This window comes from Streptococcus infantis, assembly GCF_021497965.1.
In the GTDB taxonomy this organism is placed as follows: Bacteria; Bacillota; Bacilli; order Lactobacillales; family Streptococcaceae; genus Streptococcus; species Streptococcus infantis_B.
In genome coordinates, this window is sequence record NZ_CP046525.1 from 1,245,171 (window position 1) to 1,261,519 (window position 16,349).

At 42.0% G+C, this 16,349-nt stretch carries 12 protein-coding genes; 3 read left to right on the forward strand and 9 right to left on the reverse strand.

All coding sequences use genetic code 11. The features are described from left to right. Position 1: 1 nt before the first annotated feature. The 7 genes from GOM46_RS06210 to GOM46_RS06240 all read right to left on the reverse strand — a co-directional run bounded on the left by GOM46_RS06210 (position 2) and on the right by GOM46_RS06240 (position 9,107). Entirely contained in the window at positions 2–1,726 is a 1,725-nt protein-coding gene (locus tag GOM46_RS06210; RefSeq protein ID WP_006149900.1) for an ABC transporter ATP-binding protein, read from the reverse strand. Between the two features lie 50 nt (positions 1,727–1,776). Further along, a complete protein-coding gene (msrB, locus tag GOM46_RS06215) occupies positions 1,777–2,715 on the reverse strand; it encodes a peptide-methionine (R)-S-oxide reductase MsrB (protein ID WP_006149861.1) in 939 nt (312 codons plus the stop codon). Between the two features lie 124 nt (positions 2,716–2,839). Next, complete coding sequence (gene thrB / locus GOM46_RS06220; protein WP_006149783.1) at positions 2,840–3,709, reverse strand: homoserine kinase; 870 nt, start codon at positions 3,707–3,709, stop codon at positions 2,840–2,842. A 1-nt stretch (position 3,710) separates the two neighbouring features. Continuing rightward, positions 3,711–4,997, reverse strand: a complete 1,287-nt coding sequence (locus GOM46_RS06225; RefSeq protein ID WP_006149863.1) for a homoserine dehydrogenase — start codon at positions 4,995–4,997, stop codon at positions 3,711–3,713. Positions 4,998–5,134: 137 nt separating this feature from the next. Then, the gene (gene yaaA, locus GOM46_RS06230; RefSeq protein ID WP_006149943.1) at positions 5,135–5,857 is read right to left on the reverse strand and encodes a peroxide stress protein YaaA; all 723 of its coding nucleotides are present in this window, start codon (positions 5,855–5,857) and stop codon (positions 5,135–5,137) included. Between the two features lie 45 nt (positions 5,858–5,902). Then, positions 5,903–6,313: a peptide deformylase gene (locus GOM46_RS06235; RefSeq protein WP_025169966.1), complete on the reverse strand. Its 411-nt coding sequence runs from the start codon at positions 6,311–6,313 to the stop codon at positions 5,903–5,905. A gap of 109 nt (positions 6,314–6,422) precedes the next feature. Continuing rightward, positions 6,423–9,107 carry a cation-translocating P-type ATPase gene (locus GOM46_RS06240; RefSeq protein WP_006149899.1) on the reverse strand — a complete coding sequence of 895 codons (2,685 nt, stop codon included), beginning with the start codon at positions 9,105–9,107 and terminating at the stop codon, positions 6,423–6,425. Between the two features lie 270 nt (positions 9,108–9,377). Between GOM46_RS06240 and GOM46_RS06245 the strand changes: the two genes are divergently transcribed. Beyond that, positions 9,378–10,568 (forward strand): cation diffusion facilitator family transporter, encoded by a 1,191-nt coding sequence (locus GOM46_RS06245; RefSeq protein ID WP_006149949.1) that lies wholly within the window; start codon positions 9,378–9,380, stop codon positions 10,566–10,568. Between the two features lie 40 nt (positions 10,569–10,608). On the opposite strand, the gene scrK is transcribed toward GOM46_RS06245, so the two are convergent. Together scrK and GOM46_RS06255 are read right to left on the reverse strand one after the other, a co-directional pair. After that, complete coding sequence (scrK, locus tag GOM46_RS06250; protein WP_006149855.1) at positions 10,609–11,496, reverse strand: fructokinase ScrK; 888 nt, start codon at positions 11,494–11,496, stop codon at positions 10,609–10,611. A 140-nt stretch (positions 11,497–11,636) separates the two neighbouring features. Further along, the gene (locus GOM46_RS06255) at positions 11,637–13,532 is read right to left on the reverse strand and encodes a sucrose-specific PTS transporter subunit IIBC (protein WP_006149910.1); all 1,896 of its coding nucleotides are present in this window, start codon (positions 13,530–13,532) and stop codon (positions 11,637–11,639) included. Between the two features lie 364 nt (positions 13,533–13,896). Here GOM46_RS06255 and GOM46_RS06260 point away from each other — a divergent pair, with 364 nt between their 5' ends. Both GOM46_RS06260 and GOM46_RS06265 read left to right on the forward strand, forming a co-directional pair. Next, positions 13,897–15,351: a sucrose-6-phosphate hydrolase gene (locus GOM46_RS06260; protein WP_235083350.1), complete on the forward strand. Its 1,455-nt coding sequence runs from the start codon at positions 13,897–13,899 to the stop codon at positions 15,349–15,351. Continuing rightward, entirely contained in the window at positions 15,332–16,297 is a 966-nt protein-coding gene (locus GOM46_RS06265; protein WP_006149964.1) for a LacI family DNA-binding transcriptional regulator, read from the forward strand. Before GOM46_RS06260 ends, GOM46_RS06265 begins: the two co-directional genes overlap by 20 nt. The last annotated feature ends 52 nt before the right edge of the window (positions 16,298–16,349 follow it).

The following is a 16,349-nucleotide window of genomic DNA, read 5'->3' on the forward strand; positions in this document are numbered from 1 at the left end:
TCTAGTCCTCCTTTCCATGTTGGGATGCATTGATTTCACGATAGACTTGACTAATCTTCATCAATTCCTCATGATTTCCGAGTGCTAATTGCTGACCTTTTTCTAAAAGGAGAATTTGATCTGCAATCTTCAAAGTCGAAGTTCGTTGGGAAATCAAGATTAAACTAGTATCAGGCAAGTTTTCCTGAACAGCCTTCAGAAGATTGGACTCAGTAATGGTATCAAGGGCTGACGTCGCATCATCGAGGATGAGAAAAGGAGCTTGACGTAAAACTGCTCGGGCAATCGATAAACGTTGTTTTTGCCCACCTGAGAAATTACGGCCACCCGCTTGGACCTCTGCGTCCAGCTGACCATCCTTTTCACTGACAAAGTCCTTGGCCTGGGCAATTTCTAAAGCCTGCCAGAGTTCTTGGTCCGAGACAGGATTTTCCATACCTAAAGTCAAATTGGAACGAATCGTTCCCTTAAAAAGTTCAACCTTTTGAGGGACATAGGCTATCCAGGACCGCCATTGGGCCAGATCCCGAGGGCTATGTCCAGCCTGATAGAGGCCCACTGTTCCTTTATCTGGTTTGTACAAACCAAGTAAAACCTGGACCAAGGTTGACTTACCAGAACCAGTTCCCCCTATAATCCCAAGAATCTGCCCTTGTTGCATATCAAAAGAAATATCTCTCAGAGAAGGTTGAGCAGCATCTGGGTAGGTAAAGCTCAAGTGTTCAACTCGTAAGGACTGGTTCAACAAACCTTCCCTTTTCTCAATTTCTGCCAGTATATCCTCAGGTTGTTCAGCGAAGACTTCCTCAATACGCTTAGCTGATATATAGGACTGGTTGAGTGAATTGATCAGCATGGCCAGCTTGATCAATTCGACTAAGATTTGCAGGAGATAGTTGATTAAGGCAATCAAGGCACCCTGACTGAGCCATCCTCCCTGGATAGAAAGATAACCATTCCAGATAATCACCAGCAAAGTTCCGTTGACAATCAAATAGGTCAAGGGGGTCAATAGACTAGACCAGTAGCCTGTTTTCATTTGGATAGCCGTATAGATTTGGTTGAGTCGTTGGAAGTTCTCGATTTCTCGTTTTTCTTGCCCAAAGGCACGAATCACGCGCATCCCTTGTAATTGTTGGCGTGTTTCCTGAACCAGCTGGTCTGTTTTCTTTCTCAAACTGCTATATAGAGGATTGACCAAGCGTGATAACACGACAATGACAAAGGTCAAAATGGCAACCATGACCAAGAACCATAGAGTCAATTCAGGCGACAGTCGATAAGCCATAAAAATGGCACCGAAAACAATAATAGGCGCCCTTAAAAAGAGGCGTAAAAATTGATTGATACCTGTCTGAATCTGATAGGTATCTGAAGTCAAACGTGTCACCAAACTCGAAGTCGTCAAACGATCTCGACTATCCTTAGGCAAAGAGAGAATATGACGATAGAGGTCATTGGTCAACTCCTTGGTAAAGCCAACTGCTGCCTTGGCTGAGTAAAACTGGGCTACTAAAGCTACCAAAACACCAATAACTGCAAACACAAAGAGGAGGCCTATTTGCATCCACAGATGACCCTGATCTTTTTGAGTAATGGATTGGTCGACAATCCCAGCTATTACCATGGGAACCAAAAGTTCAAAGACAGCCTCTAACAACTTAAACAAGGGTGCTAGGAAAGACTCTTTCAGGTAGGGTTTAAAGTAAGAAAGTAATTGTTTCATGTGTCCCTTCTATTTTCAAAATGAAGAAGGTGGAAAAACCACCATCTTTTCTACTTGTTCAAATATGGAAGTAGGTAGCCATAGCCAGCCTCTTCCATTTCATCCTTAGCAATGAATCGTAAAGAAGCAGAATTAATGCAATAGCGTAAACCACCTAGTTCCTGAGGCCCGTCTGTAAAGACATGCCCCAAGTGGGCATTACCCGAACGTGACCGGACTTCGATACGTTCCATACCATGACTCAAGTCTTTGTAGTAGTGGATAAGCTCTTTAGAAATGGGGCTACTAAAGCTTGGCCAACCACAGCCTGAGGCAAACTTATCCTTGGCAAAGAAGAGGGGCTCCCCAGTCGTGATATCGACATAAATTCCTTCCTCAAAAGTTTGGTCGTAGGCATTGCTAAATGGAGCTTCCGTTGCTGCTTCTTGGGTAACTCTATAAGACTCTTCTGACAAATTCTCTCGTAAAACTGCCTGACTAGGTTTTTCATAGTTGGCGGCATCTATCAGTGGTTTCTCAGCATCCCTCACATCAATGTGGCAATAACCACCAGGATTTTTCTTGAGGTAGTCTTGGTGATAGTCCTCAGCCAGGATATAGTGACGAAGCTTCTCCACTTCTACCGCTATTTTACGACCGATAAGAAGCTCTTGTTCTCGAACGACCGTATGGATGGTTGGCAAATCCTCTTCATCTTGATAATAAATCCCTGTGCGGTATTGACGACCACGGTCATTTCCTTGTTGGTTGACAGAAAGGGGATCGATAACTCGGAAATAATAGAGTAAAATTTCACGAAGCGAGACTGCCTTTTCATCATAAATAACTTGAACAGTCTCTGCATGATCTGTTTCTTTAATCAATTGATAATTGGTAGTTTCTACTTGACCATTAGCGTAACCAACACTGGTTTGCAGCACTCCAGAAATACGTGAAAAGTACTCTTCCAAGCCCCAAAAACAACCGCCTGCTAGATATATTTCTGCCATTTCAAATCCTCCTTGACCGTCTGTCGGTCGCTAAACACGGGAATCATTTCATATCCCATCTTTCATTTTCAAAAAAAGGACAGGAAGCCCTCTAATAGAGAGTTTCCCCATCCTATTGCTAAATTTATTTTGCTTCGACGCGAACGCCTTCTGTGTCTACTTGTAAATCATGAAGCTTGCCTTTGAAAGGTTGCTTTTCAAGCTCTGCCTTAATCTTTGGCATCTTGTCAGGGTCAGCCAAGACCATGACAGTCGGACCAGCTCCAGAGAGGTAGGTTGCATAAGCACCATTTTTCTTGGCAACTTTTTTGATGGTCGCAAATTCTCGCACCAGTTCTTGACGGTAACGCTCGTGGAAGAGGTCACTCTCAATCGCTTGGCCTGCTTTGAGCATATCTCCAGTCAGTAGGGCTGCAATAGCCACATTGGCGATAGAACTTGCTGCAACAGCTTCCTTGTAAGAGAGTTTCTTTGGCAAGACACCACGACTATCGCGAGTTCGCAATTCATAGTTTGGAATATAAGCTAAGAAAGCACACTCTGGGAAGGGCGCCACAACTGCTGAAACCTGGCCTTCGACTGAGCTTGCAATGACGAGATTTCCATAGATAGCAGGTGCAACATTATCAGGGTGTCCCTCAATCTTAATCGCCAACTGTAATTTTTCATGTTTGCTTAGCTTCAAGTTTCCGAGTTGATTGGCCAGTTCAATCCCAGCAACGATGACCGAGCTCGATGAACCTAGTCCACGCGCAAGCGGAATGTCACTGACCATCTTCAAACGTCTAGGTTGTAGGTCTGGAACAATCTGTAGAGCAATCTTCAGCAAAAGATTACGCTCGTCACGTGGAATCCATTTGCCTAATTGGTGCTCAATCATCCATTCTTCACGTTCCTCACAAACCTGAATTTCTAGATACTTAGTTACAGCTACACCAACAGAGTCAAAACCTGGACCCACATTAGCACTTGTAGCAGGTACAATAATCTTCATCTTAGTCTCCTAAAACCTTGAAAGTGTTGAGAAGTTCAAACTCAGATACACGCTTCAAAGCTGCTGTAATATTTTCAAGTTGCGCCTTGTTGATTTTATGAGTGATGATGACAATACGAGCCTTGCCTTCTTGCTTGCCATCTTGTAGGATTTGCTTGAAGGAAATATCTTCTGCGTTAAAGAGTTCAGCCAATTTCAAGACTTGACCTTTTGAGTCTGGAGCCAAGATTGAGAAATAGTAGTTGGCTTTGACATCTTCTGGCTTAGCCAAGACCACTGGACGGCTGTATTCATTAAAGGCTTTTCCAATTGTTCCATCATTCAAACGACGAACGATACGGGCAATATCAGCCACAACACTTGTTGCAGTTGGTTTTTGACCTGCACCTGGTCCATAGTACATAGATTCGCCGATACCGATAGATTCCACAAAGACCGCATTCATAACACCGTTAACACTTGCAAGTGGGTGTTCTTTAGGAAGGAAGGTTGGCGTAACTTCAGCAGCGATTCCAGAAGCTGTTTCTTCGATAGAACCAACTAATTTAACAACATAACCAAGCTCTTGAGCTACTGCTACATCTTCTGGAGTGATGTTGCGAATTCCTTGGTGGTCAACATCTTCAAACTTGACACTCATCCCAAAAGCAAACTGGCTAAGGATAACCATCTTGTAGGCTGCATCAATCCCGTCCACATCATTGGTTGGATCGCTTTCAGCAAAGCCAAGTCGCTGGGCTTCTGCCAAAGCATCCTCGTAAGACCAACCTTCGGTTACCATTTTAGTCATCATGAAGTTAGATGTTCCATTGACAACACCAAGAACACGAGTGATTTTGTCTGATGCTAGTGAGTTAACCAAGGTACGAAGGATTGGAATTCCTCCGGCAACTGCTGCTTCATAATAAAGAGCAACATTATGAGCTTTGGCAATTTCAAGCAATTCTGCACCATGGACTGCCAAAAGGTCCTTGTTAGCTGTTACGACGTGTTTACCTGCTTCTAAAGCACGAGTGATAAAGGTTTTAGCAGGCTCGATACGTCCCATCAACTCAACAACGATCGTGATGTCTTTGTCTGACAAGATTTCATCGATATTTGTTACAAAATTAAAATCATTTCCTGCTTCAAGCAAGCGGGCTTTCTCTTGATCGTCTTTAACCAAAACTTTAGCTACTTCAATTTCTGACTGGGCTGCTTGAACAATTTTTTCTCTATTTTCCTTTAGCAAGAATGGCACACCACTGGCTACTGTACCAAATCCAAGTAAAGCAATCTTAACTGACATGTTTGTCTCCTCGAAATTTTCTAATAGTCCTATTATACCAAAATTGTGTGAAAATTCCTACCATTCAAAACTAAAAATAGGAGCACCAAATCACAAAAAGCCTGCCCTGATACATTCATGGGCAGGCTTTATATTTGTTATTTTACAAAATACAATTCCTTGCTAGTAGACAGGTCTTCTCGATAGTGGAAACCTGCAAAGCTGAGTTTTTTAATCTCTTCAACTGAGGTTACCTGACCTTCCATCAAGGCTGTTAAGAAGGCTCCTCTGGCTTTTTTTGAAATGGTTGAATGGATTTTTAGTTTTCCATCTCGCTCTTCCATAAACTTAAAGGTCACCATCTTCTCTCGGATTTCTTTTGGAAAGACAGTTTCAAATTCAGAAGACAAGAGTGAAAAGATTAGTTCTTCACCCTTCAGCGACTCTTCATAGGCTGACTGCCAGTGACTTTTCAGGCTTTTTCCAGCGACTTTGAGTTTCATCAAAAAGTCCAGTCTGTGGGGAGCAATGGGGGCAAAGGCCAGAATCACACCATAGAGAGCCGACGTTATCATGAGGTGTTTCTCCAGATAGGCTTGCTCTTTCTTGGTTAGATTTTCTCGTTTAATGTTGCGATACATAAGTCCATCAAAGAGGTGCAAGGCTGGATAGTTTCTAGCCGTTCCATTTTTCAAGGCTTGGATATGGTCATACTCCTCTTGCGCCTTTTCGGCAGAGATTTTATAAAAAATCTCTAGTTCTTGGGCAGAATATCTAGCTAATTCATCCAGAACAGCCTGACTCTCAGGAGACAAAGGTTTTGCATCTAAACTAGGGATTTCAGTGTTCATTTCTTTTGCAGTTGGGATTAAAATCTTCATAGTGTTAGTGTAGCATATTTTTCTAGGAGCACCAAGGATTTGAGCCTAAATGATACGTCCTTCCAAATGATCCAATTCATGCTGACAAATCTGAGCAGGAAAGCCTGTCAGGGTAATGGTCTGCTCTTGCCATTGGATATCTCTGTATCTTACTGTAATCTTTTCATATCTGGTTGTTGGTCTTACTCCTGTCAGAGACAAGCAACCTTCCTCGGTCTCGTAAGACCCTTCAAAAGACTTGAGAACGGGATTAAACATAACCATAGGAATCATGCCGATATTAAAAATAATGACACGTTTTTGCACCCCAATCATATTGGCAGCTAGTCCTACACAAGTTTCACGGTTAGCCTGTAGGGTGTCCTGCAAATCCTTTGCAAGGGGTAAATCCTCTTGACTCGCAGGCTGGGATACCTGCGATAAAAACATCATATCTTTGACAATTTTCTTTTCCAAGATTCTTTCCTCCATACCATATCATTCTCCTTGATTATAGCATAAAATCTTTGTCAGTTTACCTTTATATACAAACAAAAAGCCATCCGAAGATGACTTTTCATAGTGGTTAAATGGCGTTTTTATCTTTTCCGAGTGCTCGTTGGATGGCTTTAACAATCTCAACAAGGACAACAATCATAAGTGCTCCTACAGCAACCACTATCCATTGAGTCAAGCTCAAATGTGAAACGTGGAAGAGGCTGTTAAATCCTGGAACCAAAATTGTCACCATCAAGAGGACAAAGGCAACTGGGATTGACCAGTTAAAGGTCTTGTTCTTGAAGAGTCCGACTGTAAAGATTGATTGGTACACAGACTTAACGTTAAAGGCATGGAGCAATTGGATCAAACCAAGAGTTGCAAAGGCCATGGTAAGGGCATCTGCGTGGATTTCAGTTTGAACTTGATGCTCTGGGAAGAGAATTGCCCAACCGTAAACACCTAGAACGAGCATGGTTTGGAAGATACCTTGATAAAGGATAGCTCCGAATACACCACCGTCAAAGAAGTTTGACTTACGACCACGAGGTTTGTGGGTCATAACGCCTGGCTCAGCTGGTTCAACACCAAGAGCGATGGCTGGAAGCGTATCGGTTACCAAGTTAATCCAGAGAAGATGCACTGGTTGTAACACATCCCAACCAAAGAGGGTTGCAAAGAAGATAGTGAAGACCTCAGCCATATTGGCAGACAAGAGGTATTGAATTGATTTTTGGATATTTGAGAAGACCTTACGTCCTTCTTCAACCGCTACGATAATGGTTGCGAAGTTGTCATCGGCAAGGACCATATCAGAAGCTCCCTTAGAAACCTCTGTACCAGTAATCCCCATACCGATACCGATATCAGCTGTCTTAAGTGATGGTGCATCGTTGACTCCATCACCTGTCATGGCAACAACTTTACCTTCTTTTTGCCATGCTTTCACGATACGAACCTTGTGTTCAGGTGATACACGAGCGTAAACAGAGTATTGCTTGAAAACCTTTTGGAATTCTTCATCAGTCAGTTCGTTCAACTCAGCCCCTGTAAAGACATGGTCTTCTGTATCATTTGGATCGATGATTCCAAGACGTTTGGCAATGGCTTCAGCTGTATCTTGGTGGTCACCCGTGATCATGATTGGACGGATGCCTGCTTCCTTAGCGACACGGACAGCTTCTGCAGCTTCTGGACGCTCAGGGTCAATCATGCCGACCAAACCAGAGAAGATAAGGTCAGACTCAACGATTTCAGATTCCAAAGTTGGAATTTCCTTGCTTGTCTTATAAGCCATCATCAAAACACGAAGGGCTTGTTTAGCCAAATCTTTGTTGGTTGCAAGGATAGCTTGTTTGTCTTCTTCTGTGATTGGACGAACTTCCCCATTGACTTCAATATGCGTCACACGTTTAAGCAATTGGTCAGGAGCCCCCTTGACAGCGATAAAGTAAGAACCGTCTGCTTCCTTATGGATGGTAGACATAAGTTTACGTTCTGAGTCAAATGGCAACTCTGCCACACGTGGCTCATCCTTCAAAACTTCACGAACGTCAAAGTTGTGATCCAAACCAAACTGTACAAGGGCTGTCTCAGTTGGATCCCCAATCAATTTACCAGATGGGTCTACCTTGGTATCATTAGCAAAGTTCATGATGCGAAGCGTATTGTTGCTAGGAGCAATCTCAGCTGCTGAGCTTTGCAATTGACCGTTGGTGTAGACCTTCTCAACAGTCATTTGGTTCATAGTCAAAGTACCTGTTTTATCAGATGCGATGATTTCTGTTGAACCAAGAGTTTCAACCGCTGGCAATTTACGAACGATAGAATTACGTTTAGCAAGAGTAGTTGTTCCTAAAGATAGAACGATAGTTACAATAGCAGGAAGTCCTTCTGGAATCGCCGCAACCGCAAGGGCTACCGCAACCATCAAGCCTTCTAATGGATGCTCTCCACGAACGAAGACACCAACTAAGAAAGTAATGACCGCAATCACAACGATTAAGTAAGTCAAGGCTTTAGATAATTGTTCCAAGCTTTGCTTTAATGGTGTTTCAGTCTCATCGGCATTAGCCAACATATCTGCAATCTTACCAACTTCTGTATACATACCAGTGTTTGTTACGACACCAATACCACGACCGTAAGTTACGTTTGAGTTTTGGTAACCCATATTAACGCGGTCCCCAATACCAGCATCTGCTTCAACAAGCCCTGTCACATCTTTTTCAACTGGCACAGACTCCCCTGTAAGAGCAGCTTCTTCGATTTTAAGAGACGCCGCTTCCAGCAAGCGCATATCAGCAGGAACTACATCTCCAGCTTCAAGCAAGACGATGTCCCCAGGCACCAATTCTTTTGAGTCGATCTCAATGACAAGACCATCACGACGAACACGGGCCATTGGGCTAGACATATTTTTCAAAGCCTCAATCGCTGCTTCTGCTTGACCTTCTTGGTAAACACCAAAGGCTGCATTCAGGACAACTACGGCCAAGATGATAATGGCATCTGTTAAACCGTCCATTCCTTCTGTAATGACAGAAAGTGCCGCTGCCGCTAGCAAGATGATGATCATCAAATCCTTAAATTGATCAAGGAATTTAGCTAGTAGGCTACGTTTTTCGCCCTCTTCTAACTCATTACGACCATAAGTCGCTAAGCGTTCTTGAGCTTGAGCAGTTGACAAACCTTCGACAGATGAATCCAGATTCCTTAGGACTTCCTCAGAAGATTGCGTGTAAAACAAGTCTTTATTTTGTTCTTTTGACAAAACAGTCTCCTCCTTTTTGGCCTCTTTTTACAAAAAAAGAGACCTGTTTTTTAAAAAAACAAGTCTCGCTGTTTAATATAGTGCCGGAAATAATTCGGAATGACGACACTATCGCGGATACCCGCCAGCTACTCCCTTGAGTAGTTCTATTATATCAGAATTTCAAAAGTTTTCAAGTTTTGAGGTGTAGTTAACTTACTTCCCACATTTGAATTTTCCTTGGAAAACCAGTATAATGAAAGAATACTAAAATGCTAGAAAGGGAGTTAGATGAATCAATCGGTTTCAAACTTAAAATTAGCTGAGCGTGGTGCCATTATCAGCATTTTGACTTATCTTTTCTTGTCTGCAGCTAAGCTAGCGACCGGACACCTCCTCCATTCATCCAGTTTGGTGGCTGATGGTTTTAACAACGTTTCAGATATTGTTGGAAATGTTGCCCTTCTAATCGGAATTCGTTTGGCCCGCCAACCGGCAGACAGAGACCATCGCTTCGGTCACTGGAAAATCGAGGACTTGGCAAGTCTCATCACTTCCATCATCATGTTTTACGTTGGCTTTGATGTTCTACGTGACACCATCCAAAAAATACTCAGCCGAGAGCAAACCGTCATTGACCCACTTGGTGCGACGTTGGGAGTCATCTCTGCAGTGATTATGTTTGGAGTCTATCTCTACAACACTCACCTCAGCAAGCAGTCTAAGTCCAAGGCCCTCAAGGCTGCAGCTAAGGACAATCTGTCAGATGCCGTGACATCTCTTGGAACTTCTATTGCTATCCTGGCTAGTAGCTTCAACTATCCAATCGTGGATAAGTTGGTCGCTATTATCATTACTTTCTTTATTCTTAAAACTGCTTATGACATCTTTATCGAGTCATCCTTCAGCCTTTCTGATGGTTTTGATGAACACTTGCTTGAAGATTATCAAAAGGCTATCATGGAAATCCCTAAGATTAGTAAAGTCAAATCACAACGCGGTCGTACTTACGGTAGCAATATCTATCTGGATATCACACTTGAGATGAACCCAGATCTTTCTGTTTTTGAGAGTCACGAAATTGCGGACCAGGTTGAATCTATGTTATCAGAACGATTTGGTGTCTTTGATACTGACATTCACATCGAACCAGCCCCAATCCCTGAGGATGAAATCCTAGATAATGTCTATAAAAAATTGCTCATGAGAGAGCAACTGATTGACCAAGGAAATCAACTGGAAGAGTTACTGGCTGAGGATTTTATTTATATCCGTCAAGATGGACAAGAACTAGACAAGGGAGCCTATAAGGCTGAAAAAGAATTGACCTCTGCTATCAAGGAGCTTCATTTAACTTCTATCAGTCAAAAGACTAAACTCATCCGCTACCAAGTCGGCGATACCATTCATACCAGTATCTGGCGCAGACACGAAACTTGGCAAAATATTTTCCATCAGGAAACCAAAATAGAAAAAGATTAAAGAAAGAGGCCGGGATATATCCCGGCCTCCTTTTTCATGTTTATTTAGCAACGCTCTTAGCAAGAACGAAGTTTCCAAGTGTCGCTGAACCATTACCAGCAACAGCTGGTGTTACGATATAGTCACGCACATCTGGAACTGGTAGGTAGCCATTGAGAAGAGCTGTGAATTTCTCACGTACACGATCAAGCATGTGTTGTTGGGCCATAACCCCACCACCAAATACGATAACATCTGGACGGAAAGTTACAGTTGCGTTTACTGCTGCTTGAGCGATATAGTAGGCTTGAACATCCCATACAGAGCTGTTAAGTTCGATGTTTTCACCACGAATTCCTGTACGAGCTTCCAAACTTGGACCAGCTGCATAACCTTCCAAACATCCATTATGGAAAGGACAAACACCTTTAAATTCTTTTTCAATATCCATTGGGTGTCTAGCTACATAATAATGACCCATTTCAGGGTGACCAACACCTCCGATAAACTCACCACGTTGGATAACACCTGCTCCGATACCTGTACCGATTGTGTAATAAACCAAGTTTTCAATTCGTCCACCTGCGTTATTACGCGCTACCACTTCACCGTAGGCAGAACTATTAACGTCTGTTGTGAAGTACATTGGTACGTTCAAAGCGCGACGGAGAGCACCAAGCAAGTCAACATTTGCCCAGTTAGGTTTTGGAGTTGTTGTGATAAATCCGTAAGTTTTTGAGTTTTTATCGATATCAATAGGACCAAATGAACCAATGGCAAGGCCTGCAAGATTATCAAATTTTGAAAAGAATTCGATCGTTTTATCAATTGTTTCAATAGGAGTCGTTGTTGGAAATTGTACTTTTTCTACAACGTTAAAGTTTTCATCACCGACAGCACAGACAAATTTTGTACCGCCCGCTTCCAAGCTTCCATATAATTTTGTCATGATAAACCTCTAGTTTTTATTTTCTCTATTATAGCATATTTCCAGAAGGAAAGTTGCTCAATATTTTAGTTTTTCCTCTGTAAATTTTACCATTCAAGCAAAAACGAACAAACATAACATTTGTTCGTTTTTTTGATTTATTAAGCTTTAACTTCGATGATTGCATCACCCTTAGCAACTGATCCAGAAGCAACTGGATTTACTGAAGCAAAGTCCGCAGTGTTTGTCACGATAACCATTGTTGTGTTATCAAGGCCTGCAGCAGCAATCTTAGCTGAGTCAAATGTTCCAAGAACATCTCCAGCTTTAACCTTGTCACCTTGAGCAACTTTATGGTTGAATCCTTCACCGTTCATTGAAACAGTGTCGATACCAACGTGGATCAAGATTTCAGCTCCGTTAGCTGTTCTTAGGCCATAAGCATGTCCTGTTGGGAAGACAATTGTCACTTCAGCATCAGCTGGTGCGTAAACGACATCTTCACTAGGTTTTACAGCGATACCTTGTCCCATAGCTCCACTTGAGAAGACTGGATCATTCACATTTGAAAGAGCAACGACATCACCAACGATTGGTGTTTGAATAACACCTTCGCTCGGTGCAACAACAGCACCAGTAACTGCTTCTTCAGTCAAACGATCTGTTTCAGCTTCAGTAATAGCACCTGCAGCTTCTTCTACTTCATCTTCATAACCAAACATGTAAGTAAGAGCGAAACCAAGTGCAAATGATACAGCTACCATAAGAAGGTATTGTAGAAGTTGTCCGTTACCAATGTAAAGCATTGTACCAGGGATGATTGTGATACCATTACCAGTACCAGCAAGTCCAAGGATAGATGCCAATCCACCACCGATTGCACCAGCAATCAATGAAAGGAAGAATGGCTTACGGAAACGCAAGTTAACCCCGAAGATAGCAGGCTCAGTAATACCTAGGAAGGCAGAAAGAGCAGCTGGGAAAGCAAGTGTTTTAAGTTTAGGATTTTTAGTTTTCACACCAACGGCTACTGTCGCAGCACCTTGAGCAGTCATAGCTGCAGTAATGATAGCGTTGAATGGGTTAACATGGTCAGCAGCAAGCAATTGAACTTCAAGCAAGTTGAAGATGTGGTGAACACCTGATACGACGATTAATTGGTGAACTCCACCAATCAAGAAACCACCAAGTCCGAATGGCAAGTTAAGAATAGCTTTTGTTCCAATGAGAATGTAGTTTTCAACAACGTGGAAGACTGGTCCGATAACAAACAATCCAAGGATTGACATTACAAGGAGTGTTACAAACGGTGTTACCAAGAGGTCAAGTACATCTGGAACAACCTTACGAACTGCTTTTTCAAACTTAGCTCCGACAACCCCGATGATGAAGGCTGGAAGAACTGAACCTTGCAAACCTACAACTGGGATAAATCCGAAGAACTGCATTGCAGTTACTTCACCACCAGACGCAACAGCCCAGGCATTTGGAAGTGAACCAGAAACGAGCATCATACCAAGAACGATACCAACAGCTGGGTTACCACCGAATACACGGAAAGTTGACCAAACAACCAAACCTGGCAAGATAATAAAGGCAGTGTCTGTCAAGATCTGAGTATAAGTTGTCACATCTTCTGGAAGTGTCATTCCAAGAGCAGTCAAGAGACCACGAACACCCATGAAGAGACCAGTTGCTACGATAACTGGAATGATTGGAACGAAGACGTCACCGAAAGTACGGATGGCACGTTGGAACCAATTTCCTTGTTTAGCAGCTTCTGCTTTCATTTCAGCTTTTGTTGAAGTTGGCAAACCAAGGGCTACGACTTCATCGTACATCTTGTTTACTGTACCAGTACCAAAGATGATTTGGTATTGACCTGAGTTAAAGAAAGCACCTTGAACTTTTTCCAAGCTCTCGATAGCATCTTTGTTAATTTTCGCTTCATCTTTAACCATAACGCGAAGGCGAGTCGCACAGTGCGCAACACTGTTAACGTTCTCACGTCCACCTAAGGCTTCGATGACTTTTTTTGCAATTTCTGTATTCGTCATTTGCAAAAATCTCCTTATAAAAAATTTGTAAAATGTTTGAAAGCGATTTTATCCGCCCTACGCATATAATTCTATCATGTTTTTAAAATATGTCAAGCGTTTTGCAGAAAAAATTTTAGCATTTTGAATTTTTTGATTGTTTTTGATGTTTTTGAAATAAAACAAGCAATATTTTACCTATTATTGTGAGTTTTTTAAAGATTTTTTTGCAAATTCTTTCATTTTTTCATTTATTTTCATAAATTCCTTCAAATTTTTTCTGTCAATCGTTTGACATTTTTTTCTTAATTTTATGATAAAAGACTTGCTTTTTTAGAAGGAAACGTTTACTATAAAGATAGTAGAATTTATGGAGGGAATAGAAATGGAATGGACTACTGAACGTCGTTACAGACGTTATGAAGATTGGACACAAGAAGAAAGAAAAAAAATCCAAGAAAAAATGGCACAATCCCCATGGCATGTCAGCTATCACATTGAGCCAAAAGAAGGACTCCTTAACGACCCGAACGGTTTTTCTTACTTTGATGGCAAGTGGGTTGTCTTTTACCAAAACTTCCCCTTTGGTGCAGCTCATGGATTGAAATCTTGGGTTCAGCTTGAAAGCGACGACTTGGTTCACTTTACTGAAACAGGTGTAAAAATCTTACCTGACACTCCACTTGATAGCCACGGCGCTTACTCTGGATCTGCTATGCAGTTTGGTGATCAATTGTTCCTATTCTATACAGGAAATGTCCGTGATGAAAACTGGGTGCGTCACCCTTATCAAATCGGTGCCTTAATGGATAAGGACGGTAAGATTGAAAAGATTGATAAGGTCTTGATTGATAAACCTTCTGACGCTACCGACCACTTTCGCGATCCACAGATTTTTAACTTTAAAGGACAATACTATGCTATCGTTGGTGGTCAAGATTTGGAGAAAAAAGGATTTGTCCGTCTCTACAAAGCGGTCGATAATGATTATACAAACTGGAAAGAAGTCGGTGATTTGGACTTCAACAATGACCGCACTGCCTATATGATGGAGTGCCCAAATCTTGTCTTTGTCGGAGAACAACCTGTCCTTCTCTACTGCCCACAAGGTTTGGATAAAAAGGTTCTTGACTATGACAATATCTATCCAAATATGTATAAAATTGGTGCTTCCTTCGATCCTGAAAATGCTCGTTTGGTAGATGTGTCTGCACTACACAATCTAGACTATGGTTTCGAAGCATATGCTACTCAGGCCTTCAATGCTCCTGATGGACGTGCCTTAGCAGTAAGTTGGCTTGGTTTACCAGATGTTTCTTATCCATCTGATCGCTTTGATCACCAAGGAACTTTCTCATTAGTCAAAGAACTTACCATTAAAGATGGCAAACTCTATCAGTATCCTGTAGCTGCTATCAAAGAACTCCGTGCTTCAGAAGAGGAATTTTCAAATCGCTCGGAAACCAAAAACACTTACGAACTTGAGCTTAACTTAGAGGCTAATAGTCAAAGTGAAATCGTCCTTCTTGCAGATAAAGACGGCAAAGGACTCTCGATCAACTTTGATCTTGTCAATGGCCAAGTTACCGTTGACCGCAGTCAGGCGGGTGAGCAATACGCTCAAGAATTTGGAACTACTCGCTCATGTCCAATTGATAATCAAGCTACTACCGTAAATATCTTCATCGACAATTCAGTCTTTGAAATTTTCATTAATAAAGGAGAAAAAGTATTTTCTGGTCGTGTCTTCCCACATGAGAACCAAAATGGAATCGTGATTAAATCTGGAAACCCAACTGGAACTTACTACGAATTAGAATATGGTCGCAAAACTAACTGATGTCGCGAAATTAGCTGGCGTCAGCCCTACTACCGTTTCACGTGTCATCAATAAAAAGGGTTATCTGTCTGAAAAAACCATCCAAAAGGTCAACGAAGCTATGCGTGAGCTGGGCTATAAACCCAACAACCTTGCTCGTAGCCTCCAAGGGAAATCAGCCAAGTTAATCGGTTTGATTTTCCCAAAAATCAGCCATGTTTTCTATGCAGAGTTAATTGACAAATTGGAACACGAACTCTTCAAAAAAGGCTACAAGACGATCATCTGCAACAGTGAGCACGATTCGGAAAAAGAACGTGAGTATCTTGAAATGCTAGAAGCCAACCAAGTGGATGGAATCATCTCTGGTAGCCATAACTTAGGGATCGAAGACTACAATCGCGTCACAGCACCAATCATCTCTTTTGACCGTAACCTATCACCGGACATTCCTGTCGTTTCCTCTGATAACTATGCTGGTGGGGTTCTAGCTGCTGAAACCTTGGCTAAAACTGGAGCTAAGTCTGTTATTATGATTACAGGTAATGACAACTCCAATTCACCAACTGGACTTCGTCATGCAGGCTTTGCTTCTATCTTCCCTAAAGCTCCCATTATTAATATTTCCAGTGACTTTTCACCCCTCCGCAAGGAAATGGAAATCAAAACTATCCTAACCAAACAAAAACCAGATGCTATTTTCGCCTCGGATGATTTGACAGCCATCTTGGTGATGAAGATCGCTCAGGAACTTGGTATTTCTGTTCCAGAACAACTTAAGGTTATTGGATACGACGGAACTTATTTTATCGAGAATTTCTATCCTCACCTTACTACCATTAAACAACCCTTGGAAGAAATTGCTCGCCTGACAGTTGATTTACTACTCCAAAAAATCGAGGGGAAAGAAGTTGCTACGACTGGTTATTTCTTACCAGTTAGTCTCTTACCAGGTAAAAGTATTTAATACTCTTAGAAAATCTCTTCAAACCACGTCAGCTTCCATCTACAACCTCAAA

Bases quoted from the DNA above. Each gene is read 5' to 3' on its own strand.
- GOM46_RS06210 (WP_006149900.1), bottom strand. From the start codon at position 1,726: ATGAAACAATTACTTTCTTACTTTAAACCCTACCTGAAAGAGTCTTTC.
- msrB (WP_006149861.1), bottom strand. From the start codon at position 2,715: ATGGCAGAAATATATCTAGCAGGCGGTTGTTTTTGGGGCTTGGAAGAG.
- thrB (WP_006149783.1), bottom strand. From the start codon at position 3,709: ATGAAGATTATTGTACCTGCTACAAGTGCTAATGTGGGTCCAGGTTTT.
- GOM46_RS06225 (WP_006149863.1), bottom strand. From the start codon at position 4,997: ATGTCAGTTAAGATTGCTTTACTTGGATTTGGTACAGTAGCCAGTGGT.
- yaaA (WP_006149943.1), bottom strand. From the start codon at position 5,857: ATGAAGATTTTAATCCCAACTGCAAAAGAAATGAACACTGAAATCCCT.
- GOM46_RS06245 (WP_006149949.1), top strand. From the start codon at position 9,378: ATGAATCAATCGGTTTCAAACTTAAAATTAGCTGAGCGTGGTGCCATT.
- scrK (WP_006149855.1), bottom strand. From the start codon at position 11,496: ATGACAAAATTATATGGAAGCTTGGAAGCGGGCGGTACAAAATTTGTC.
- GOM46_RS06255 (WP_006149910.1), bottom strand. From the start codon at position 13,532: ATGACGAATACAGAAATTGCAAAAAAAGTCATCGAAGCCTTAGGTGGA.
- GOM46_RS06260 (WP_235083350.1), top strand. From the start codon at position 13,897: ATGGAATGGACTACTGAACGTCGTTACAGACGTTATGAAGATTGGACA.
- GOM46_RS06265 (WP_006149964.1), top strand. From the start codon at position 15,332: ATGGTCGCAAAACTAACTGATGTCGCGAAATTAGCTGGCGTCAGCCCT.